The sequence below is a fragment of the Achromobacter colocynthidis genome (genome assembly GCF_057334535.1).
Genome location: NZ_JBHFIZ010000039.1, coordinates 767,238 through 786,353 on the forward strand (window position 1 = coordinate 767,238; position 19,116 = coordinate 786,353).

Genomic DNA, 19,116 nt, shown 5'->3' on the forward strand with positions numbered 1-19,116 from the left:
GGCGGGCGCGCCCCACGGCGCTGAGGGCGCGCGCGAATGCCACGTATTCGCCACCGTCGGGGCCGCCCGCCAGTGGGTAGCCTTGTTGCAGGCGCGCCAGCCGACCATTGATGCGCGCGACCGAGCGTTCCAGTTCCTGCTGCACGACATTCTGTGCCGTGCTTGACGCACTGTAGGCGACGGAATGGGTGATCTGGTCCAGCGCATCCAGCAATCGCCGGGTGACGGGGGGCGGGGCGCCGGTATCCAGCGACGGCGCTTCGGCGGCTTTGAAGCCCGCCGGCGTAACGCGTTTCCAGGTGTCGCCCTCTTGGCGATAGATGGCACTGGCGTGCGCCACCAGACGGTCGCCGGCCTGGTTCCCGCCAGACTTCACGCCGCTGATGCTGCGCGGGCCCGCGCCCAGCAATGTCACCAGCGACGCCGCGCCGGGTTGGTCCCAGGCGCCCAGCGCGATGTCGCGCCCCAAGGTCAGTTCGACGTCGTAATACACCACGCGACGGCTTTCGCCCGCGGGCGCATTGCTGTCGGAGGCGGAGCCACGGCGTTTCAGGTCCGTGATGCGGAACAGACCCTCGCCATAGGTGGCGGCCAGCGCGGAGTTGACGTCGGCACGTAGCGCATCGGCATCGGGTGCGCGGCCGCAAGCGGCCAGCATCAGGCAGAGCGCGATCAGGACAAGGCGTTTGAACATGGTCACATCCCCCCCACGAACGGCAAGGAGATCAAGGACGTCAGCACGATGACGTTCAGGATGTCCACCAGGAACGCGCCCGTGACCGGCACCACGATGAACGCCTCCGGCGCGGGGCCGTGGCGGCGCGTCAAGGCTTGCATGTTGGCAATGGCGGTAGCGGTAGCGCCCAGGCCGAAGCCGCAGAAGGCTGCCGACATGATGGCCGCTTCGTAGTCACTCTTGAGCAGCCGGAAAACAACCCAGGCGGCATACAGCGCGCAGAACAGCGTCTGCACCACCAGCATCAGGGCCAGCGGGCCGGCCAGCCGCGCCACGCTGGACAGGTCCAGCGTCATCATGGTCATGCCCAGGAAGAGCGAGAGCGCGATGGTGCCGATGATCTCGGTGACGCGGTCGTCCAGCTTCAGGCCGAGGCGCGCGCCGCCGTTGCGGATGAGCACGCCGGTGGCCAGGCACCACAGGAAGTTGGGCAGGCTGACGGGGGCGCCCTCGACCAGCATGGCCAGATAGCCGCCCACGACCAGGCAGACAAACGCCGCCGTCATCGACACGATGAACGACCCGGCGGTGGCGGGTTCCGTGGGCTCGGCAAGGTCTGGCACCTTGTTGCCGGTATCTGCCTTGGGGTCCAGGCTGCCGGCCAGCTTGTGCCGGCGCATCAGCCATTCCGCCACCGGGCCACCCACCACGCCGCCCAGCACCAGGCCCAAGGTGGCGGAGGTCATCGCCAGGGCCATGACGTCCTGGATGTTGTTGAAGTCGGCAAAGCGCGTCGCATAGGCCGCGCCGGTTCCATGCCCACCCACAAGGGTGATCGTGCCGCCCAAGAGTCCCATCAGCGGATGCATGTCCAGCAGCCAGGCCATGCCCAGGCCCACGGCGTTCTGCAAAATCAGGAAGGGGATCAGCGCCAGTAGAAAGGCGATCAGGCGGGGGCCGCCCTTGGCCAGCAATTTCAAGTTTGCCGTCAGGCCGATGCAGCCGAAGAACAGCAGCAGCAAGGTGGGCCTGATGCTGGTTTCCATCGAGACGGAAACGCCGCCCCAGTTCGCCAGTGCGTAGGCCAGGATGGCGAACAACAGGCCGCCTACGATGGGGTCGGGAATGCTGTAGCGGCGCAGGATGCCGATGTTGGTGGTCAGCACGCGGCCGATGACTAGCACCAGGCAGCAGGCTAGCAGGGACTGGACGGGCGAAAGCGAGATCATATAAACCTTCGCGCCCGGGCGGGGCGCAGCAAGTCAGACTATCGGAACCGTTGCCGCCACATCATTGAGATTGCGGCCCTATATTACGGCCGCGAATGTCGCGATGTATAGAAAAGAAGCGTCAACGCGCGGGGCCTTGCGATGCAAGGCCCGGGACAGGGCGGCTACAGCGGAAAGCTGCGCGCCATGTAGCTGGCCTGAGGGCCATAGCCCGCCAATTTGTCGGCCAAGGCCAAATCGTTTTTATCGGGCGCGGCGTTTGCCTCGGACACGGGACGGTAGCCGTGGCGGTGCCAGTAGCTGGTCGCCGATGCCAGCGACACCAGGCTGGCGCGTTGCAGTCCGCATTCCATGGCACGTGAAGCCGCCGTGCGCAGCAGCGCCTGGCCCACGCCCAGCCCTTGCGCGGACGGCGCCACGGCGCAGTCGTGCAGGAACCAGTGGTCAGCCTGCGTGGGCAGCGCCGTCAACGCCACCCCCAGGGCAGGCGGCAAGCCCGCGTCCCAGGGATACGAAATCAGATAACCCAGCACGGCGTCATCGTCCGACGCGCAGGCCACCCAGCAGTGATCGGGCGCGAGCATCAAGCGATTCAAAAAGAACGCAGCGCTTTCCAGCAGAAAGTTGGGATAGGCAAGGGCCTGGGTATCCAAGATGCCGTCCACGTCGCTGGCAAGCATAGGTCGGACTCGGTATTGCATAACAACCTGTAAAGACAAAAAAACTGCCGCGCATTTTACCGATGCGGGCCGGGACGCCGTTTCACGGGGCGTGACGAATCAGGGACGTATAGCGGCAGCCAGGGGGCCTGCGCCGGCCGGGCCGGCAGGTTGGCGCTTGGGCATTTCATGAAAATTTGACGCAGTGCCGCACATACTTCGCGTCATTGCATTCCCTGCATTCCTAGACCACCGTCGTATGCATCTTCATTTCCGGTCTGACCCGATAGCTCAGCGCGTGCTGACTCACCCGTACCCGCTGGAGACGCCTTGGGCCGCGAGAGCAGCGGTCGCGTCCGCGGCGGTGCCATATGACAGTTGTGTCTCCTGCGTGGTTCCCTGCCTGAACGAAGCCGAAAATCTGCGCGTCTTGCTGCCGCTCTTGCGCAGTCGCTTGTCGGCGCGTTGCACCCGTTGGGAAATCATTGTGGCGGACGACGGCAGCACGGACGCCACGGAATCGCTGATGGCCGAATGGACGCAGCACGCGGGCTTTCGCTACGTGCAGTTATCGCGCAACTTTGGCAAGGAAGCCGCGCTAAGCGCCGGGCTGCAAGCCGCCATCGGCGACGCCGTCATCTGCCTGGATGCCGACCTGCAACACCCGCCCGCGTTGATCGAGCAGATGCTGGCCCGTTGGGCCGCGGGCGCCGAGATGGTTTACGCCGTGCGCGAAACCCGGCATGACGAGTCTTGGTTCAAGCGCTCTGGCGCGCGCTGGTTCTACAAGCTGTTGAGCAGTGCGCGTGGCGTCGATGTGCCGGCACACGCGGGAGATTTCCGCCTGATGGACCGGGGCGTCGTCGACGCGCTGAACGCCTTGCCCGAACGTACCCGTTTCATGAAGGGCCTGTACGCCTGGGTCGGCTTCAAAGGCGAGGCGCTGCCCTACACGCCCGATGAGCGCATGCATGGCAACAGCCGCTTCGGCGGCATACGCCTGTTTCGCCTGGCACTGGACGGCTTGACGGCCTTTACCACCTGGCCGCTGCGGCTGGTGAGCCTGGCCGGTGTGGTCTTCGCGTTCGCGGCGATGTCTTATGCCGCGTATCTGGTGGGCGACTACCTCCACTCTGGCAACCCCGTTTCGGGTTGGACGACCATCGTCACCGCCGTGCTTTTCTTTGCCGGCGTGAACCTGATTTCGCTGGGTGTCGTGGGCGAATACGTCGCGCGCATCTTTGACGAGGTCAAGGGGCGGCCGCTGTATGTGGTGCGCCAGCGGCGCGGCCGGCCCATGGATGCCGGCACGGACTCTGGCAAGCCTGGCGTCTGATCCTGGCCTCTGACCCCGCTCGTGCGCCGCTTAGTTGGCGGGCTTGCGGAAGGCCCACAGCCTGCTCGCCACGAACGTGGCGAACGCCAGACCGATCAGGATCAGGGCCAGCAAGACGTCATAGCGGATGTTGGTGGTGTGCAGCAGCAGCGCATAGGCCGACTCGTTGATGACGAAGCCTGCCGCTGAAATTAAGAAGAAACGACGGATCGCTATGGTCCAGGGAATTTGGGCATGTTGGAACGTCAGCCGATAGTGGCCAGCGAACGACACGGCGAAGGCGACCAGCCATCCGATCAGGTTGGCGGCCAGCGGCGGCATGGCGAAAGCCTCGACGCAGCCGACGGCAACCGCCCAATGCGTTGCGGCCGCGGCGCATCCAACGGCAACAAAGAGGCTGATCTGGTGAAGCAAGGCGCGCATGGGGCCGGCGTGAATGGGAATATTGAGGTAAATGCGATGAGCAAACGAGTCATAGTCTGCGGCGACGATTTTGGCATGAATGCCGACATCGATGAAGGCATGATTGCACTGGCCGACATGGGCCGAATCAGCGCGGTCAGTTGTCTGGTGTTGGGGCCAACCTTTGCCGCCAACGCCCGCCGCCTGGGCGAGCGCAACGTCGATATCGGCCTGCATGTGAACCTGACTGAATCGCTGGGCGCCGGGGCCATGCCGATGCCTGCCTTGGGCAAGCTGATCTTCAACGCCTATGCGGGCCGCCTGGACACGGACTGGGTTCAGGCACAACTGGACCAGCAGTTCGATGCGTTTGACGCCGCGTTCGGCCGTGCGCCGGATTACGTCGATGGCCATCAGCACGTGCATCAGTTGCCGGGCATACGCGATCAGGTGCTGTCGCAGTTGAAGCGGCGCCAGGGCGCGCAACGACCCTGGTTGCGCCAGACCGCGCCGGGCATGCTTTGCGGTATTCCGCTCAAGGAATCGATCAAGGCGCGCGTCATCGGGGCGCTGGGTGCGGGGGCGCTGGCGCGTCAGGCCAGCCGCGACGGGCTGCGCACCAATCGCCGGCTGCTGGGCGTGTATGGGTTCGAAGGCGGCAAGCGGCGTTATGCGGATCTGTTGCAGCACTGGCTGTTCAATGCGCGCGACGGCGACTTGCTGATGTGCCATCCCGCCATGCGCGTCCAAGATGGCAATCCAATGTCGAGCCAACGCCGTGCCGAGTTCGATGTACTGGCAAGCCCCAAGCTGGGTGACTGGATGAACGCCAATGGCGTGCGCATCTCTCGGCTGCCCGCGTACTGAAGCGGGGCCGCGCGCGGATCAGCGCTGCCGGGAAGCGTCGCGGGTCAGGCTATCCAGCAGCCAGGCGCCTGCCGGCCCCAACGCGCGTCGGGTGGACCAGACGGCGTCCACGCGGATGTGGCGGGGCCAGCCCGGCACCGTCAGTTCCACGAGTTGGTCGCGGCCAAAACGTTGGATCATCCAGCGGGGCAGTTCGGCCCAGCCAAAACCCAGGCTCGCCATTTCCAGCAGCATCAGGTAACCCGGCGCCGACCAGGTGGCGTTCGGCGGTGCGGCGTCCTTATCGTCAAGCTCGTAGGTGCTCAGGCGCAGTTCGCGTTCGAGCCTGAGCGCATCGGTGCCGACGCTGGGCTGGCTGGCCAGTGGATGGTTGCGGCCTACGCACAAGACGATTTCGGAAAGCTCCGACAACGTTGCGTGCGCCACGTCGGGCGGGTAATCGTCCTGCGCGGCCATCAGGCCCAAATGCGCGCGGCCTTGCTGCACCAGCGCCACCACATCTTCGTATTCGGCGATCAGGCATTCAAAGCGCAGCGCCGGGTAGCGCTGGTCGATCTGGCTGAGCATGTTCTCGAATGTCTTCGACTGGAACGTGTCCGACAGCACTACGGTCAGCCGGGGTTCCAGGCCCTCGGCCAACTGGTTGGCGCTGCGGTTGAAGCGGTCGTTGGCGGCCAGCACCTGCAGCGCCTGGCCCAGCAGCACCTGGCCGGCTTCGGTCAGGGCGGGCTGCCGCTGGCTGCGGTTGAAGAGGGTGACGTTCAGGTCCACCTCCAGGTTCGCGATGGTCTCGCTGATGGTGGACTGGCTTTTGCCCAGCTTGCGGGCGGCGGCGGAAAAGGAACCTTCAGAGGCGACCTGGGCGAATGCCGCCAGGGATTCGAGCGAGTGGCGCATGGTTGTATCGGGTTTTCCGATGGATAGTATCTTTATCGTACCGGAAATATCGTCGAAAATCGTCGCCGTTCTCTTCAATCGACCGCAGGTGGGTCATGTCGCAATCCTCCAAAACCCCAAGCACCAAAACCCTCAAAGAACGTTTCTTCCACGCTTTCCTGTTCGAAATCCTGGCCATCGGCCTGTGCGCGCCGGCTGCCGCCTGGGCCATGGGCAAATCCTTGTTTGAAATGGGCGTGCTGACCGCGGTGATCGCCTGGATCGCGCTGGTGTGGAACATGATCTACAACGCCGGATTCGACCGCCTGGAAAACCGCTTGGGGTTCACCCGCAACATGCGCGTGCGGGTCGTCCACGCCTTTGGCTTCGAGCTGGGCCTGATCTTGATCGTGATTCCGCTGGCGGCCTGGTGGCTCAATATCAGCCTGTGGGAAGCCTTCGTGCTGGACATTGCGCTGGTGCTGTTCTACCTGCCCTACGCCTTCCTGTACAACCTGGCCTACGACCGCTCGCGCCCGCGCGTCATGCAGTGGCTGGGCCGGGGCAAGGCGGACGAGGCGCCGCCGACGGCCGTTACCCCGACGGTCGCTCCCCCGACGGTCGCTCCCATTACGCGCTGATTAAATTACGCGTTGATCACCTTGCGCGTGAACATCTCCAGGTAGTCCATCAACGAATCGGCGCCCTTGATGGCGTCGGCTTCGTTGCCGGTGGCGATGCCTTGGGCCATCAACATGTGGCGGCGCGCACCCTCGGCGATGTCGCCTTCATGCTGATAGGCGTACCAGAAGCGCCGGCATTGGATGATCAGCGGCTCGACGGCGTTCACCGCCGACTCATTACGACAGGCCTGATGGCAAACATGGTCCAACAACTGGTCCGCGTGCATGTAGTCGTCCAGGTTGTCGCCTTCCGAGGCGCGGATCATCTGCGCCGCGCATTCCACGATCTGGCTGCGTTGCGCGGAGGTGGCCCGGCGTGCGGCGTTGGCGGCTATCAGATGTTCCAGCGCGCGGCGGGTCTGAATCAGATCCATGTGATCCGCCAACTGGATCATCGATACGCGCAGGCCACGCCTGGGTTCCTGGCGGATCAGGCCGGCCGCCACCATGCGCAGCAGCGCTTCCCGCAGCGGCGTTCGCCCCAAACCGGTTTTTTCAACCAGATCTGCTTCCACCACCGCGCTGCCCGGTTCTAATTGCAGCGTGGCGATCATGCTTTCGATCTGGCCGTAGGCGACGTCCGCGGCGCGCCGCTTGGGCTCTGCTCCAGCCATGAATTATTGCTTTCCTTGGGTGTGCACCATTGCTTGCCGGCCAGCAGTTTGCGCCGATCCGTATCGTAACCTAGCGCATTGGCGCGAGCGAAGGCGCGCTCAGCCTTCCTTGCGCGTGTAGGCGCGCGAGGCGTCCTGCATGAAGGTTCTTACGGCGGCATCGTACTGCGGGCCGCTGCGGAAGGCGCCCGAGTGCGAGGCGCCGTCGATTTTTACCAGCCGCTTCAGCTCCGGCGCCACATTGCGGGCGGCGGCGAACAGTTCGTCGCTCATCGTGTGCGGCACCACGCGGTCGGCCGTGCCGTGCATGAACAGCATGGGCGTATGCATGCGCGCCAGCTTGTCCACCGAGTCAAAGGGCTGCGTCACCACCACCCCCGCGCCGGGAACTTTGCCCCAGCGCAATGTGCCCAGCATGGCGCCGATGCTGGTGAAGCTGGATTCCACGATCAGGCCGGCAAAATCGGGTTGTTCGGGGCGGGCCGCCAGGTCGATGGCGATGGCGCCGCCCAGGCTATGGCCATAAACGAAGCGGCGCGCGGGGTTGGGTTGCAGCCGGGCCAATTCCTTCAGTCCCGCCATGGCGTCTTCCAGCGCGCTTTCTTCCGAGGGCAGGCGCGGTGTCGAGGCCCCGAACCCCCGGTAGTCGATGGCCAGCACCGAATAGCCCATGCGCGCCCATCCGTCGATGCGAAAGGCGCTGCCGTTCAGGTTCCAGCGCGCCCCATGCAGGTAAAGCACGGTGGGCGCGTTTGCCTGGGCGCTTTGCCGGTACCAGGCACGAATCTGGTCACCATTGGCCAGCTTCAGGTCGTAGACCTCGGTGCCGGCGGCGGGTTCGCGCCACCACGTCTGCGGTTCGGATTGGGGGGAGAAGATCGTCTGGCGTTGCCAGGAGTCCAACTGCGAGCAGCCGACCACGCTGGCGGCGGCCAGCAGGGCAGCGACGAATAGTCGGCGGGGAGAAAAGCGGGGAAGGGCGGGCATGGAAAATATGACCCTGTTGGGCCGGCTGGGTTCCGCCGTCAGCATACTCCCGGATGCGCCGGGGCCGTCAACACCCCGTGCCCGCCAGCCGGCCTTGGCTTCAGCGCAGCAGGTCCAGCGCCACGGGATACAGGGATGCCACCAGCAGCAGCGCCATGCCCACGTTGAACGCGCGAATCGCCCAGGGCTTGTGCAGTACGCGGCGCAGGGCGGTGCCGAATGTGACCCACACGCCGATGCTGGGCAGGTTGACCACGCCGCACACCACGGTGGCGATGACCAGATTGGCGAAGAAGCCATTTTGCGGCGTATAGGTGGCCACCACGCCCACCGCCATGACCCAGGCCTTCGGGTTGACCCACTGGAACGCCGCCGCTTGCAGGAAAGTGAACGGCTTGCCGCGGGCCTCGCCATCTTCCATGTCGCCGGAGTTGGCAATCTTCCAGGCCAGGTAAAGCAGGTAGGCCGCGCCGGCGTACTTCAGCGCGGTGTAAAGCTCGGGCACCTGCTGGAACGCCGAACCCAGTCCGATGCCCACCAGGAAGATCATCAAGGTGAATCCCAGGTTCACCCCCAGCAGGTGGGGCAGGCTGCGGCGAAAGCCAAAGTTCAAGCCGGACGACGCCAGCATGACGTTATTGGGTCCCGGCGTAATCGAGCTGACCAGCGCAAACAGGGCCAGCGGCCCCAACAGCGACATGGAAGCCAGGGGCACGTCGGCCCAGTTGGTCGGGAACAGATTCATTTTTGGGTCCTTACGATGGCGCGGCGTCCGCCGGCAATAACGGCGATCACGGCAGCGGCAAAGACGAATGTCGACGCCTCCACGGTTTCGCCAAACAACAATGCGGCCGCGACGACGGTCAGGAAGGGCTGCAGCAACTGCACTTGGCCTACCCGGGCAATGCCGCCCACGGCCAGGCCGCGATACCAGGCGAAGAATCCAAGAAACATAGATCCGATCGCAAGATACGCGCAAGCTGAAACCACGGCGGCGCTTGGCCAGGTGGCTTGCGCCGCCATCCAGCCAACCGGCGCGGCGACGACGGGCGCGCTGATCGCCAGCGCCCAACAAATGGTGCGCGAGCCGCCCAGCGTGCGCGCGGCGCGTCCACCTTCCGCATAGCCCATGCCGCCCAGCACAACCGCCACGAGCAACCACAGGTAGCCCGTGCTCAAGGTGCCGTCGCCCTGGCGCAGCGCATAAACCGTTACCAGCGCGGCGCCGACGATCGCCCAGCTCCAAAAGGAGGCGGAAGGTCGTTCGCCGCTGCGTAATGCGGCAAAGGCAGCGGTCGACAGCGGCAGCAGCCCGTTGAACACGGCGCCGTGCGCGGCAGGCACCGTCTGCATTGCCATGGACGACGCCAGGGGCCAGCCCACCACGATGCCCAAGGCGGCAAGAATGACGCCGGGCCATTCCTGCCGGTTCGGTCGCCGGCTGCGCGTCACCCAAAGCAGGGCGACGGCCGGTACCGCCGCCACCAGCGCTCGTCCCAGCCCGACCAATAGCGGAGCTAGTTCGGCCACGGCCAAGCGGGTCATGGGCAGCGTCAGGGAAAAGACCAGGACACCCAGGAAGCCGTATCCATAGCCTTCCCAGACAGAGGAGGGCGCGGCGGGCATCGCCGGGGCCGGGGGATAGAGCGTGGAGCGGGTCATGTGATTACCGGAAAACAGGGGAGGACGTCACCCATTGCGGGCAAGCCGTATTGCTGTCACTCTACGCATAGTTATCGGTACAGTACCGGTACACTTCGGCATATCACTTTAATCACTGGCCTGGTCAAATTCCCATGACAGTTGCTCCTCCCCCCGCTTCCTCCCTGCCTTGGCTGCCCGTGCGCCAGGCCGATGCCTCGCTGGTGTCGCAATTGGCCGACGGCCTGGCGCGCCGCATCGACGAACAAGGCCTGCGTCCGGGAACGCGGCTGCCGTCCATTCGCAAAATGGCCGAGCAGTCCGGCGTCAGCCGGTTTACGGTGGTCGAGGCCTATGATCGCCTGGTCGCCCGGGGGCTGGTGCAGTCACGCCGTGGGGCCGGCTTCTTCGTCCGCGCGCGCAGCGGCCCCTTGGCGGCGGTGGCCACAGCCCCTGCCGCTTCGCTCGCGCCGCCCGCGCGCATCGATATTGCCTGGTTGCTGCGCAGCATGTTTCGCGAAACCACCGCACAGGGCATGCCGGGCGGCGCGGGCCTTTTGCCGGCCGACTGGCTCGATCCTGAAATGGTGGCCGGCGCGGTGCGCGCGGTGGGGCGGTCGGTGCGCGCCAACCTCGTCAGTTACGGCCACCCGCAGGGCTTTGCGCCGTTGCGGCAGCAGATTGCGGCCACCTTGCAGAACGACGGCGTGCCCGCGCACCCCGAACTGAATCTGCTGACCACGAACGGCGTCACGCACGGCCTGGACCTGATCGCCCGGTACCTGGTCAAACCCGGCGACACCGTATTGGTGGAAGACCCCGCCTGGTTCGTCATCTTCGGCCGCCTGGCGGCATTTGGCGCACGCCTGATCGGCGTGCCGCGCGGGCCCGATGGCCCGGATATCGCCCTGTTGGAGCAACTGGCCGCCGAGCACAAGCCCAAGCTGTTCATCATCAACAGCGCCGTCCACAACCCCACCGGGCACACGCTGTCCGCCGGCGTGGCCTACGACATCCTGCGCATCGCCGAACGCCACGACTTCATGGTCGTCGAGGACGACACCTATGGCGAGCTGCATCCGGGCGGCGCCATGAAACTGGCCGTGCTTGACCGGCTGAACCGCGTCATCCTGGTCAGCGGCTATTCCAAGATGCTGGCCGCGAGCCTGCGCGTGGGCTATGTCGCGGCCAACCCCGACATTCTTCAGAAATTGGCCGACTTGAAAATGCTGGCCGGCCTGACTTCGCCCGAACTGGGCGAGCGCGTGATCCATCGCGTGCTGATGGAAGGGCAGTACCGGCGCCACATCGAGCGCGTGCGCGCAAGAGTGGACGACGCGCGTCAGCGCTGCCTGAAAGGCTTGCTGAAGCTGGGCCTGACAGTGCCCCACGAGCCCAATGCCGGAATGTTTGTCTGGGCTGACTGCGGACGCGATAGCGAGGTGCTGGCGCGCGAGGCCGCCGACCGGGGGATGCTGCTGGCGCCGGGCACGCTGTTTTCCCCGTCGCAGGCGCCGTCGACCATGCTGCGCTTTTCCGTCTCGATCGCCGATGACCGCGGGATCTGGACCCAATTGGAAAAACTCTTCGCGCAAAACGGCTCCTACAATCAATAATATGCAGCTATCTATTTGAAGGAACCGCCATGTCCGCACCGATCAAACCCCTGACTGAAAACTTCGCCGTCGCGCCGCAACTCGGCCCCGACGACATGGCTGACGTTGCCGCCGCAGGCTACAAGAGCGTCATCATCAACCGCCCCGACTTCGAAGGCGGCCCGGACCAGCCCACCGCCGCCGACGTGTCCAAGGCCGCCGAAGCGGCCGGCCTGAAAATCGAATACCAACCCGTGGTGGGCAGCGCCATGACGGTGTCGGATGTAGTTCGCTTTGCCGAATTGCTGAAAACCCTGCCGGGTCCCGTGCTGGCCTATTGCCGCACCGGCACCCGTTGCACCAACCTGTACGCCGCCGCCCAGCAATTAGGTTGACGCACGTCAAGATCGCCGGGCTCACCTTGATGTGGGCCGGGCGGCTTTCCGGTAGCATAAAGATCCCTCTCAAACAGGAGCAGGCAAGATGTTCAAGAAGATCCTGATTCCCACCGACGGTTCGCCGTTGTCGGCCCAAGCCGCCAATGCGGGCATTTCCTTCGCACGTTCGGTCGGCGCGGAAGTCGTCGCGCTGTATGTCACCCAGCCGTTTGCGGCCACCATCGGGTTTGACGGCATGGCCGCCGCCTACGCCATCACCGACGAAGACTACGAGAAGGCATCGGCCGAGCAAGCCGACAAGTATCTGAAGCAGATCACCGACCGCGCCGATACCGCCGGGGTCAAATCCGAATCGCGCGCCGTGTCCAACTTCAACGTTGCGGACGGCATCGTGCAAGCCGCCTCCGACGTCGGCTGCGACCTGATCTTCATCGGCAGCCACGGCCGCAGCGGCCTGTCGCGCCTGCTGTTGGGCAGCGTCACCGCCAAGGTGCTGTCGCTGGCGACCACCGCCGTGCTGGTGTATCGCGTCAAAGAAGACAAGAAGTAAGGCGGGCGGCAAGGCCGGGCGTGCGCGCCTGGCCCATCGCTGCCGCCTCGCGTGCCGTGCACAGCCCCTCTTTCAAGAGGGGCTTTTTTGTGGGCGTTGCGCACGCGTTGCCGCCCGGCGGGGCGGCGGTAAAGCCGCGATGCCGGGTTTCCTTGTCGGCCGTAGTGGCAAAGCTTGAAACTTGGCGCGCGGCGCGTAATATTCACGCATCAGCGCGGGCGCGGTTACGCATCACCCCACACGAAACGCGGCATGGCGCCCGCCGCGGCAGCGCCCGGTCGGGCTTGCCGTACTGCCTAGTGGTTTACTGCAAGGAAGAGGCCATGACTCGCAAGACGCGCATCGAGCTTTACCGCAACATCGGCATCAGCGCCCATATCGACGCGGGCAAAACGACGACGACCGAGCGCATCCTCTTCTACACCGGTATCACCCACAAAATCGGCGAAGTCCATGACGGCGCCGCCGTGATGGACTGGATGGAACAAGAGCAGGAACGCGGCATCACCATCACGTCGGCCGCCACCACCGCCTTCTGGAAGGGCATGGCGGGCAATTACCCCGAGCACCGCATCAACATCATCGACACGCCGGGCCACGTTGACTTCACCATTGAAGTTGAACGGTCCATGCGCGTGCTGGATGGCGCCGTCATGGTCTATGACGCCGTGGGCGGCGTGCAGCCGCAGTCAGAAACCGTCTGGCGCCAGGCCAACAAGTACAAGGTGCCGCGCCTGGCGTTCGTGAACAAGATGGATCGCGTGGGCGCCGATTTCCTGCGCGTGCAGCGCCAGATCGCCGAACGCCTGAAAGGCGACGCCGTGCCGATCCAACTGCCCGTGGGCGCCGAAGACCACTTCGAAGGCGTGATCGACCTGGTCAAGATGAAGGCCATCATCTGGGACGATGCCAGCCAGGGCGTGAAATTCCAGTACGTGGACATTCCCGCAGCCATGCAGGACGAGGCCCGGAAGTGGCACGACAAGATGGTCGAAAAGGCCGCCGAAGCCAATGAAACCCTGCTTGAAAAATACCTGTCGGGCGAAACCCTGACGGAAGACGAGATCAAGCAGGGCCTGCGTGCGCGCACGATCGCCAACGAAATCGTGCCCATGCTTTGCGGCAGTGCCTTCAAGAACAAGGGCGTGCAAGCCATGCTGGACGCTGTCATCGACTACATGCCGTCGCCGTTGGACGTGCCTGCCATCAAGGGCCACGACGAGCGCGACGGCGAGATTGAACGCCATTCCGCCGACAACGAACCGTTCTCGGCCTTGGCCTTCAAGATCATGACGGACCCCTTCGTTGGCCAACTGGTGTTCTTCCGCGTGTATTCAGGCGTGGTGAAATCCGGCGACTCTGTCTACAACCCCATCAAGGGCAAGAAGGAACGGCTGGGCCGCATCCTGCAGATGCACGCCAACGAACGGCGCGAAATCACCGAGGTGTACGCGGGCGATATTGCCGCGGCCGTGGGGATCAAGGATGTCACCACCGGCGACACCCTTTCAGACCCCGCCCACATCATCATCCTGGAACGCATGGTCTTCCCCGAGCCGGTCATTTCCCAGGCGGTGGAGCCCAAGACCAAGGCCGACCAGGAAAAGATGGGCATCGCCTTGAACCGGCTGGCGCAGGAAGACCCGTCGTTCCGCGTGCGCACCGACGAGGAATCCGGCCAGACCATTATTTCGGGCATGGGTGAGCTGCATCTGGAAATTCTGGTCGACCGCATGAAGCGCGAGTTCAACGTCGAGGCCACCGTCGGCAAGCCGCAGGTGGCGTACCGCGAAACCATTCGCAAGGTCTGCAACGAAGTCGAAGGCAAGTTCGTCAAGCAGTCGGGCGGACGCGGCCAGTACGGCCATGTGGTATTGAAGCTTGAGCCGCAAGAACCCGGCAAGGGCTACGAGTTTGTGGACGCCATCAAGGGCGGCGTGGTGCCGCGCGAATTCATTCCGGCGGTCGACAAGGGCATACGCGAGTCCCTGAACGCAGGCGTATTGGCGGGCTACCCGGTGGTCGATGTGAAGGCGACGCTGTTCTTCGGCTCGTACCACGACGTGGACTCCAACGAAAACGCCTTCAAGATGGCGGGCTCGATGGCGTTCAAGGAAGGCATGCGTCGCGCGGATCCGGTCTTGCTTGAACCGATGATGCAGGTCGAGGTGGAAACGCCTGAAGACTTCACGGGCAACGTGATGGGCGACCTGTCTTCGCGGCGCGGCATGGTGCAGGGCATGGAAGACATTGCGGGCGGCGGCGGCAAGGTCGTGCGCGCCGAAGTGCCGCTGGCCGAGATGTTCGGCTATTCGACGTCATTGCGCTCGCTGACGCAGGGCCGCGCTACCTACACGATGGAGTTCAAGCACTACGCCGAAGCGCCGCGCCAGGTGGCGCAGGAAATCATCGCGGCCCAAGGCTCGGGGCGCTGAGCACGTACGCAACGCAACGCGATGCAATGCCGTGCATGAGCCTTAGCCGCCGATGAATTCCTGGATGGCGCCATTGAAGGCGCGCGGGTTGCCCAGGTTCATGCCATGGGACGAACCCACGACGGTCACGCGCTGGGCGTGCGGCAGCCATTCAGACAAGGCGTCCAGCACGGCGGGGTAGGGGGCGGGGCTCAGTGCCCCGCCGATCAACAGCGTGGGCAGCTTCAGCGTGCGGATCTGTTGCGGGGTCAGCGCTTCGGGGTGTTCGTCGGCTTGGCCGAAGAGCGTGCCCACGTTGTCGCGCACCATTTCCTTGAACCAGGGCACCATGCGTTGCCAGGTGTCCGGCCCCGTGACGGTGTCGACGAACAGCGCCAGGCCTTGCTCGACCTCGCCCTGGCGGATCAGCGCCAAGGCCCGCTGGCGAAATCCCCCGCGCGCGTCGCCGCCGCCAGGCAGCGGCAGGCCCGGGTCAGCCAAGGTCAGGCTGCGCACGGCATCAGGCCGGCTCAGCGCCGCTTCCAGCACGACGCGGCCGCCACGGGAATGGCCCACCAGATGGGCGGGGCCGCCCGCCACGGTATCGATGAATTCCAGCACGTCGGCGGCGTGCTGCTCAATGGAAAACCCATCGCCTTCGCCGTCCCAGGTTTCGGGCCAATACCGGCGCAGGCACACGGCCAGCACGCGGAATGATTTTCCCAGCGGCGCCATCTGCGACTTCCAGTAGCGGCAGTCGGACAGCGACCCGTGCACCAGCACCAGCGGCACGCCGCTGCCGTATTCGGTGTAAGACATGGCGTAGCCGCCAATCAGGGCGGTTTGCAGGGGTAGGACGGGTTCGGAACGCATGGGGGAAGAAAGCGGAAAGGCCAGGTCCGCATTCTAGCCCGGCACTGACGGCGGCCCATCCGCCCGGTCGCTTCGGGCAGCGCTGATAAACTCATCGTCGGCTTTCCGAACGCAGCGTCTGCATCGCTGCCGTCTTGTCTTCATGGAGTCTGTCACGATGTCCCCTGAGTCCCTTGCCCTGTTGCCCGAATCCGCCCAACGCGTCGCCCGCCTGTTGTTGGAAATTGGGCATGACAAGCCGGTCGTGATCCTGCCGCAAACCGGCAAGACCTCGGCGGAGGCGGCGGCGGGCTTGGGCTGCGAGGTGGCGCAGATTGCCAAGTCGATCATTTTTCGGCGCGCCTCGGATGACGCGCCGGTGTTGGTCATCGCCAGCGGCGCCAATCGCGTGGACGAGGCCAAGGTGGCGGAGCAGGTGGGGGCGCTTGCCAAGGCCGACGCCAAATTCGTGCGCGACATGACGGGCTACGCCATCGGCGGCGTCTGCCCGATCGGCCACGCCGTCAAACCGGTGATGCTGCTGGACGCGGATCTCTTCAATTACGACAGCCTGTGGGCCGCCGCTGGCCACCCGCACGCGGTGTTCAACCTGACGCCGAAGCAGCTAGCCGACATGACCGGCGCGCCGGTGGTGGACGTGGCCCAGCGCGGCTGACTCCGCGCATTGGTCAAGCACATTGGCTACGTGCACGGGGCAAGCGCCGAGATCAGCGCGGGTGCTCGTCCAGCCCGTCGATCAGCACTTGCCGCAGTCCGCGCGAACACGCTTCCACGCGGCCCTGCACGCCATACACCGCGGCCAGTGAATCCGGCGTGATCACCTCGGCCGGCGTGCCTTGCGCGTGCAGCCGACCGTGTTGAATCATCACCGCCCGGTCGGCGTGTTGCAGCGCCACATTCAGGTCATGCAACACGATGACGCTGATCAGCCCATGTTCCCGCGTTTCCTGTTTCAGCAGGCGCATCACGTGGAACTGGTAGTTCAAGTCCAGCGCGGACAAGGGCTCGTCCAGCAGCAGCACGCGGGGCTGGCGGATCAGCGCTTGCGCCAATCCCACCAATTGCTTTTGCCCGCCGGAAAGCGCATCCAGGTAATGCAGCGCAAGGTGCGCAATGCCCAGCCGCTCCAGCAGGCGGTCGATGTCCGTCAATGCCAGCGGAGGCGCCTGCGCGTGCCGGCTGGCGTTGGCAGCAACCAGCACGGATTCAAACACCCGCAAATGCACGGCGGCGGGCAGGCTCTGCGGCAGGTAGACCAGATGCCGGGCGCGTTCTCCCACACCTAATCGGCTTAGGTCCTGGCCGTCCAGCAAGACACTGCCGCTGCGGGTGCGCACCAAGCCCGCCAAGGCTTTCAGCAAGGTCGATTTACCACTGCCGTTCGGCCCAAGCAGGGCGGTGACTTCGCCCGCGGCCAGCGACGGTATCGACAGCGCATGCAGCACATCGTCGCGGGCATAGCCCGCACTCAGTTGATGCACGTTCAAGGCCATGCCGCGCGTCATGGCAGTTGGCGGCGCAAGATCACCGCGATAAAAAATGGAATACCGACCAGCGCCGTGACGATGCCCACGGGCACGACTACGCCGGGCACCAGGTTCTTGGATACGACCGACGCCAGCGACAAAATCAGGCCGCCCACCAACGCGCTGCCGGGTAGATAAAAGCGATGGTCTTCGCCGAATAGCCGTCGGGCGATATGCGGCGCCACCAAGCCGATGAAGCCGATCGTGCCGACAAACGCCACGGCCAACGCCGACAACAGGCTCACGCGGGCAAGCGCCGCCACGCGCACGCGGCGGACGTCAACGCCAAAACTGGCCGCGCGGTCCTCGCCCAGCCGTAGGGCGGTCAGCTTCCATGACTGGCGCATCGCCAGGGGCAGGCCAATGGCCACGGACAGGGCCACCACCCCGGCGCTTGTCCAATCCGAGCGGGACAGGCTGCCCATGGTCCAGAAGACCAGGCTTTGCAGCGCCTCGGCGCTGGCCAGAAACTGCACCAGCGACACCAGGGAATTGAACGAGAACACCATCGCGATGCCGAACAGCACGACGCCCGAGGTGTTCATGCCGCGCCAACGCGCAACCACGTCCAGCAATAGCGCTGCCAGCATGGCGAACAGGAAAGCGTTGCCCGCGATCAGCCAGGCGTCGGGAATGCCCGGCACGCCCAACTGCAAAACAATAGCCAGCGACGCGCCGAACGCGGCGGCTGATGACACGCCCAGCGTGAAGGGGCTGGCGAGCGGGTTGTTCAGGATGGTCTGCATCTCGGCGCCGGCCAGCCCAAGGGCCATGCCCACCAGTGCCGCCATCAACGCTGACGGCAGCCGGATGTCCCAGACGATTACACGGTAAGTCGCGTCGGCCGAGGCGGGCGTGGTCAAGGTGCGCCATAGATCCCGCCAGGGCAGGCCGGAAGGCCCGATGGTGAAGTCGATCAGCAGCGCCATGAAAATCGCCGCCAGCAGCAAGGCGATAAGCCCTGCGCGGCGGCGCACGATGCGCCGGTAGGCGCTGACCGCGCTTGCGGCGTGTGACATTACTGCAGCAATTGCAGGCGGCTCTTGGCGGTGCTGGCGGCCTGGGCGTTCGGATAGTCGCGAACGATGCGTTGCAAGGTGGCCTTGGCGCCTGCGCGGTTGTTCAGTTCGATCTGGCCGCCCGCGATGATCAACAAGGCGTCCGGCGCGCGTGCGTTGTCGGGCGACTTCTGGACCATGGCGGTCAATTGCTCGATGGCGCCCTTGAAGTCTTTCATGCCGTAGCGGCTGCTGCCCAGATAGAACTGAGCGCTGGGGGCCAGCTGGCTGTTGGGGTAGAGCGCGGTAAAGGCAGCCAGCGACTCGGCGGCGTCCTTGTACTGGCCCTTGCGGAACAGGTCCATCGCGCCGTCATAGGCGGCCTGTTCTTGCGGATCGCCAGCGGCGGCGCCCGGCGGGTTCGTGCCGCTGGGAGCGCCCGGCTTGGCGCTGGGCTGCTGGCGGGACACCAGTTCCAGTTGGTCGCGCAGTTGGGCAACTTCCTGTTGCAAGGCTTGAATCTGGTCGGCCAATTGAAGCTTGGCGCGTTGGCTTTGCTCGTTCTGCTGCTGAACCTGCTGGCGCAAATCCAGGATGGCCTTGCGGGCCTCATCGTCGGAAAAAGCGTGAGCGGGTGCCGCCAGAGCCGCAAGCACGAGGCCGGTGGCCACAATCAGAGGACGCAGGGACAGAACGTTATCGCGCATAAATATTCCCGGTATAAAAACAAACGTCGGGACGGCCGGCTGACCGTCCCGACGCGTGGTAGGGCTCTTGGACTAAGCGAAAAGC

At 64.9% G+C, this 19,116-nt stretch carries 20 protein-coding genes and 1 pseudogene; 8 read left to right on the plus strand and 13 right to left on the minus strand.

The genetic code is table 11. The annotated features are described in order from the left end of the window. From ACE04A_RS29895 to ACE04A_RS29905, 3 genes and pseudogenes are all read right to left on the minus strand, one after another. Positions 1 to 700: pseudogene (locus ACE04A_RS29895) on the minus strand (TAXI family TRAP transporter solute-binding subunit); the annotation flags it as partial. Further along, on the minus strand, positions 697 to 1,905 hold the full coding sequence (gene gltS / locus ACE04A_RS29900) for a sodium/glutamate symporter (RefSeq protein WP_279995029.1): 1,209 nt from the start codon (positions 1,903 to 1,905) through the stop codon (positions 697 to 699). The pseudogene ACE04A_RS29895 and the gene gltS, both read right to left, overlap by 4 nt. Positions 1,906 to 2,069: 164 nt before the next feature. Then, positions 2,070 to 2,585 carry a GNAT family N-acetyltransferase gene (locus ACE04A_RS29905; protein ID WP_448718203.1) on the minus strand — a complete coding sequence of 172 codons (516 nt, stop codon included), beginning with the start codon at positions 2,583 to 2,585 and terminating at the stop codon, positions 2,070 to 2,072. 238 nt (positions 2,586 to 2,823) lie between these two features. On the opposite strand from ACE04A_RS29905, the gene ACE04A_RS29910 reads away from it, so the two are divergent. Then, entirely contained in the window at positions 2,824 to 3,900 is a 1,077-nt protein-coding gene (locus tag ACE04A_RS29910) for a glycosyltransferase family 2 protein (RefSeq protein ID WP_485820808.1), read from the plus strand. Between the two features lie 30 nt (positions 3,901 to 3,930). On the opposite strand, the gene ACE04A_RS29915 is transcribed toward ACE04A_RS29910, so the two are convergent. Continuing rightward, on the minus strand, positions 3,931 to 4,323 hold the full coding sequence (locus ACE04A_RS29915; RefSeq protein WP_259253029.1) for a GtrA family protein: 393 nt from the start codon (positions 4,321 to 4,323) through the stop codon (positions 3,931 to 3,933). A gap of 36 nt (positions 4,324 to 4,359) precedes the next feature. Between ACE04A_RS29915 and ACE04A_RS29920 the strand changes: the two genes are divergently transcribed. Continuing rightward, the gene (locus tag ACE04A_RS29920; RefSeq protein ID WP_448718206.1) at positions 4,360 to 5,169 is read left to right on the plus strand and encodes a ChbG/HpnK family deacetylase; all 810 of its coding nucleotides are present in this window, start codon (positions 4,360 to 4,362) and stop codon (positions 5,167 to 5,169) included. An 18-nt stretch (positions 5,170 to 5,187) separates the two neighbouring features. Here the strand turns inward: ACE04A_RS29920 and ACE04A_RS29925 are convergent, their stop codons facing one another. Next, complete coding sequence (locus ACE04A_RS29925; protein ID WP_259253031.1) at positions 5,188 to 6,066, minus strand: LysR family transcriptional regulator; 879 nt, start codon at positions 6,064 to 6,066, stop codon at positions 5,188 to 5,190. Positions 6,067 to 6,161: 95 nt separating this feature from the next. Between ACE04A_RS29925 and ACE04A_RS29930 the strand changes: the two genes are divergently transcribed. Then, complete coding sequence (locus tag ACE04A_RS29930; RefSeq protein ID WP_259253032.1) at positions 6,162 to 6,686, plus strand: multidrug/biocide efflux PACE transporter; 525 nt, start codon at positions 6,162 to 6,164, stop codon at positions 6,684 to 6,686. A gap of 5 nt (positions 6,687 to 6,691) precedes the next feature. Here the strand turns inward: ACE04A_RS29930 and ACE04A_RS29935 are convergent, their stop codons facing one another. The 4 genes from ACE04A_RS29935 to ACE04A_RS29950 all read right to left on the minus strand — a co-directional run bounded on the left by ACE04A_RS29935 (position 6,692) and on the right by ACE04A_RS29950 (position 9,991). Beyond that, on the minus strand, positions 6,692 to 7,342 hold the full coding sequence (locus ACE04A_RS29935; protein ID WP_485820809.1) for a GntR family transcriptional regulator: 651 nt from the start codon (positions 7,340 to 7,342) through the stop codon (positions 6,692 to 6,694). 99 nt (positions 7,343 to 7,441) lie between these two features. Beyond that, complete coding sequence (locus ACE04A_RS29940) at positions 7,442 to 8,329, minus strand: alpha/beta hydrolase (protein WP_485820810.1); 888 nt, start codon at positions 8,327 to 8,329, stop codon at positions 7,442 to 7,444. Between the two features lie 100 nt (positions 8,330 to 8,429). Next, positions 8,430 to 9,074, minus strand: coding sequence for a LysE family translocator (locus ACE04A_RS29945; protein ID WP_100853151.1), 645 nt, complete (start codon positions 9,072 to 9,074; stop codon positions 8,430 to 8,432). Next, entirely contained in the window at positions 9,071 to 9,991 is a 921-nt protein-coding gene (locus tag ACE04A_RS29950; protein ID WP_438859684.1) for a DMT family transporter, read from the minus strand. Before ACE04A_RS29950 ends, ACE04A_RS29945 begins: the two co-directional genes overlap by 4 nt. A gap of 179 nt (positions 9,992 to 10,170) precedes the next feature. Between ACE04A_RS29950 and ACE04A_RS29955 the strand changes: the two genes are divergently transcribed. The 4 genes from ACE04A_RS29955 to fusA all read left to right on the plus strand — a co-directional run bounded on the left by ACE04A_RS29955 (position 10,171) and on the right by fusA (position 14,948). Beyond that, the gene (locus ACE04A_RS29955; RefSeq protein WP_100853149.1) at positions 10,171 to 11,586 is read left to right on the plus strand and encodes an aminotransferase-like domain-containing protein; all 1,416 of its coding nucleotides are present in this window, start codon (positions 10,171 to 10,173) and stop codon (positions 11,584 to 11,586) included. 29 nt (positions 11,587 to 11,615) lie between these two features. Continuing rightward, positions 11,616 to 11,960 carry a protein tyrosine phosphatase family protein gene (locus tag ACE04A_RS29960; RefSeq protein WP_279995024.1) on the plus strand — a complete coding sequence of 115 codons (345 nt, stop codon included), beginning with the start codon at positions 11,616 to 11,618 and terminating at the stop codon, positions 11,958 to 11,960. An 88-nt stretch (positions 11,961 to 12,048) separates the two neighbouring features. Beyond that, complete coding sequence (locus ACE04A_RS29965) at positions 12,049 to 12,513, plus strand: universal stress protein (RefSeq protein ID WP_050449174.1); 465 nt, start codon at positions 12,049 to 12,051, stop codon at positions 12,511 to 12,513. Positions 12,514 to 12,836: 323 nt separating this feature from the next. After that, positions 12,837 to 14,948: an elongation factor G gene (gene fusA, locus ACE04A_RS29970; protein ID WP_259253036.1), complete on the plus strand. Its 2,112-nt coding sequence runs from the start codon at positions 12,837 to 12,839 to the stop codon at positions 14,946 to 14,948. Positions 14,949 to 14,990: 42 nt separating this feature from the next. Here the strand turns inward: fusA and ACE04A_RS29975 are convergent, their stop codons facing one another. After that, complete coding sequence (locus tag ACE04A_RS29975) at positions 14,991 to 15,800, minus strand: alpha/beta fold hydrolase (RefSeq protein WP_279995023.1); 810 nt, start codon at positions 15,798 to 15,800, stop codon at positions 14,991 to 14,993. A gap of 157 nt (positions 15,801 to 15,957) precedes the next feature. Between ACE04A_RS29975 and ACE04A_RS29980 the strand changes: the two genes are divergently transcribed. Then, a complete protein-coding gene (locus ACE04A_RS29980; protein ID WP_259253038.1) occupies positions 15,958 to 16,455 on the plus strand; it encodes a YbaK/EbsC family protein in 498 nt (165 codons plus the stop codon). Positions 16,456 to 16,507: 52 nt separating this feature from the next. Here the strand turns inward: ACE04A_RS29980 and ACE04A_RS29985 are convergent, their stop codons facing one another. The 3 genes from ACE04A_RS29985 to ybgF are packed head-to-tail and all read right to left on the minus strand — an operon-like array spanning position 16,508 to position 19,031. Continuing rightward, positions 16,508 to 17,305: an ABC transporter ATP-binding protein gene (locus tag ACE04A_RS29985; RefSeq protein WP_279995022.1), complete on the minus strand. Its 798-nt coding sequence runs from the start codon at positions 17,303 to 17,305 to the stop codon at positions 16,508 to 16,510. Further along, a complete protein-coding gene (locus ACE04A_RS29990) occupies positions 17,302 to 18,345 on the minus strand; it encodes a FecCD family ABC transporter permease (protein ID WP_259253040.1) in 1,044 nt (347 codons plus the stop codon). The genes ACE04A_RS29985 and ACE04A_RS29990 overlap by 4 nt, the downstream gene beginning before the upstream one ends. Continuing rightward, complete coding sequence (ybgF, locus tag ACE04A_RS29995; RefSeq protein WP_100853142.1) at positions 18,345 to 19,031, minus strand: tol-pal system protein YbgF; 687 nt, start codon at positions 19,029 to 19,031, stop codon at positions 18,345 to 18,347. The genes ACE04A_RS29990 and ybgF overlap by 1 nt, the downstream gene beginning before the upstream one ends. Between the last annotated feature and the right edge of the window lie 85 nt (positions 19,032 to 19,116).

Bases quoted from the DNA above. Each gene is read 5' to 3' on its own strand.
- gltS (WP_279995029.1), bottom strand. From the start codon at position 1,905: ATGATCTCGCTTTCGCCCGTCCAGTCCCTGCTAGCCTGCTGCCTGGTG.
- ACE04A_RS29905 (WP_448718203.1), bottom strand. From the start codon at position 2,585: ATGCTTGCCAGCGACGTGGACGGCATCTTGGATACCCAGGCCCTTGCC.
- ACE04A_RS29910 (WP_485820808.1), top strand. From the start codon at position 2,824: ATGCATCTTCATTTCCGGTCTGACCCGATAGCTCAGCGCGTGCTGACT.
- ACE04A_RS29915 (WP_259253029.1), bottom strand. From the start codon at position 4,323: ATGCGCGCCTTGCTTCACCAGATCAGCCTCTTTGTTGCCGTTGGATGC.
- ACE04A_RS29920 (WP_448718206.1), top strand. From the start codon at position 4,360: ATGAGCAAACGAGTCATAGTCTGCGGCGACGATTTTGGCATGAATGCC.
- ACE04A_RS29925 (WP_259253031.1), bottom strand. From the start codon at position 6,066: ATGCGCCACTCGCTCGAATCCCTGGCGGCATTCGCCCAGGTCGCCTCT.
- ACE04A_RS29930 (WP_259253032.1), top strand. From the start codon at position 6,162: ATGTCGCAATCCTCCAAAACCCCAAGCACCAAAACCCTCAAAGAACGT.
- ACE04A_RS29935 (WP_485820809.1), bottom strand. From the start codon at position 7,342: ATGGCTGGAGCAGAGCCCAAGCGGCGCGCCGCGGACGTCGCCTACGGC.
- ACE04A_RS29940 (WP_485820810.1), bottom strand. From the start codon at position 8,329: ATGCCCGCCCTTCCCCGCTTTTCTCCCCGCCGACTATTCGTCGCTGCC.
- ACE04A_RS29945 (WP_100853151.1), bottom strand. From the start codon at position 9,074: ATGAATCTGTTCCCGACCAACTGGGCCGACGTGCCCCTGGCTTCCATG.
- ACE04A_RS29950 (WP_438859684.1), bottom strand. From the start codon at position 9,991: ATGACCCGCTCCACGCTCTATCCCCCGGCCCCGGCGATGCCCGCCGCG.
- ACE04A_RS29960 (WP_279995024.1), top strand. From the start codon at position 11,616: ATGTCCGCACCGATCAAACCCCTGACTGAAAACTTCGCCGTCGCGCCG.
- ACE04A_RS29965 (WP_050449174.1), top strand. From the start codon at position 12,049: ATGTTCAAGAAGATCCTGATTCCCACCGACGGTTCGCCGTTGTCGGCC.
- fusA (WP_259253036.1), top strand. From the start codon at position 12,837: ATGACTCGCAAGACGCGCATCGAGCTTTACCGCAACATCGGCATCAGC.
- ACE04A_RS29975 (WP_279995023.1), bottom strand. From the start codon at position 15,800: ATGCGTTCCGAACCCGTCCTACCCCTGCAAACCGCCCTGATTGGCGGC.
- ACE04A_RS29980 (WP_259253038.1), top strand. From the start codon at position 15,958: ATGTCCCCTGAGTCCCTTGCCCTGTTGCCCGAATCCGCCCAACGCGTC.
- ACE04A_RS29985 (WP_279995022.1), bottom strand. From the start codon at position 17,305: ATGACGCGCGGCATGGCCTTGAACGTGCATCAACTGAGTGCGGGCTAT.
- ACE04A_RS29990 (WP_259253040.1), bottom strand. From the start codon at position 18,345: ATGTCACACGCCGCAAGCGCGGTCAGCGCCTACCGGCGCATCGTGCGC.
- ybgF (WP_100853142.1), bottom strand. From the start codon at position 19,031: ATGCGCGATAACGTTCTGTCCCTGCGTCCTCTGATTGTGGCCACCGGC.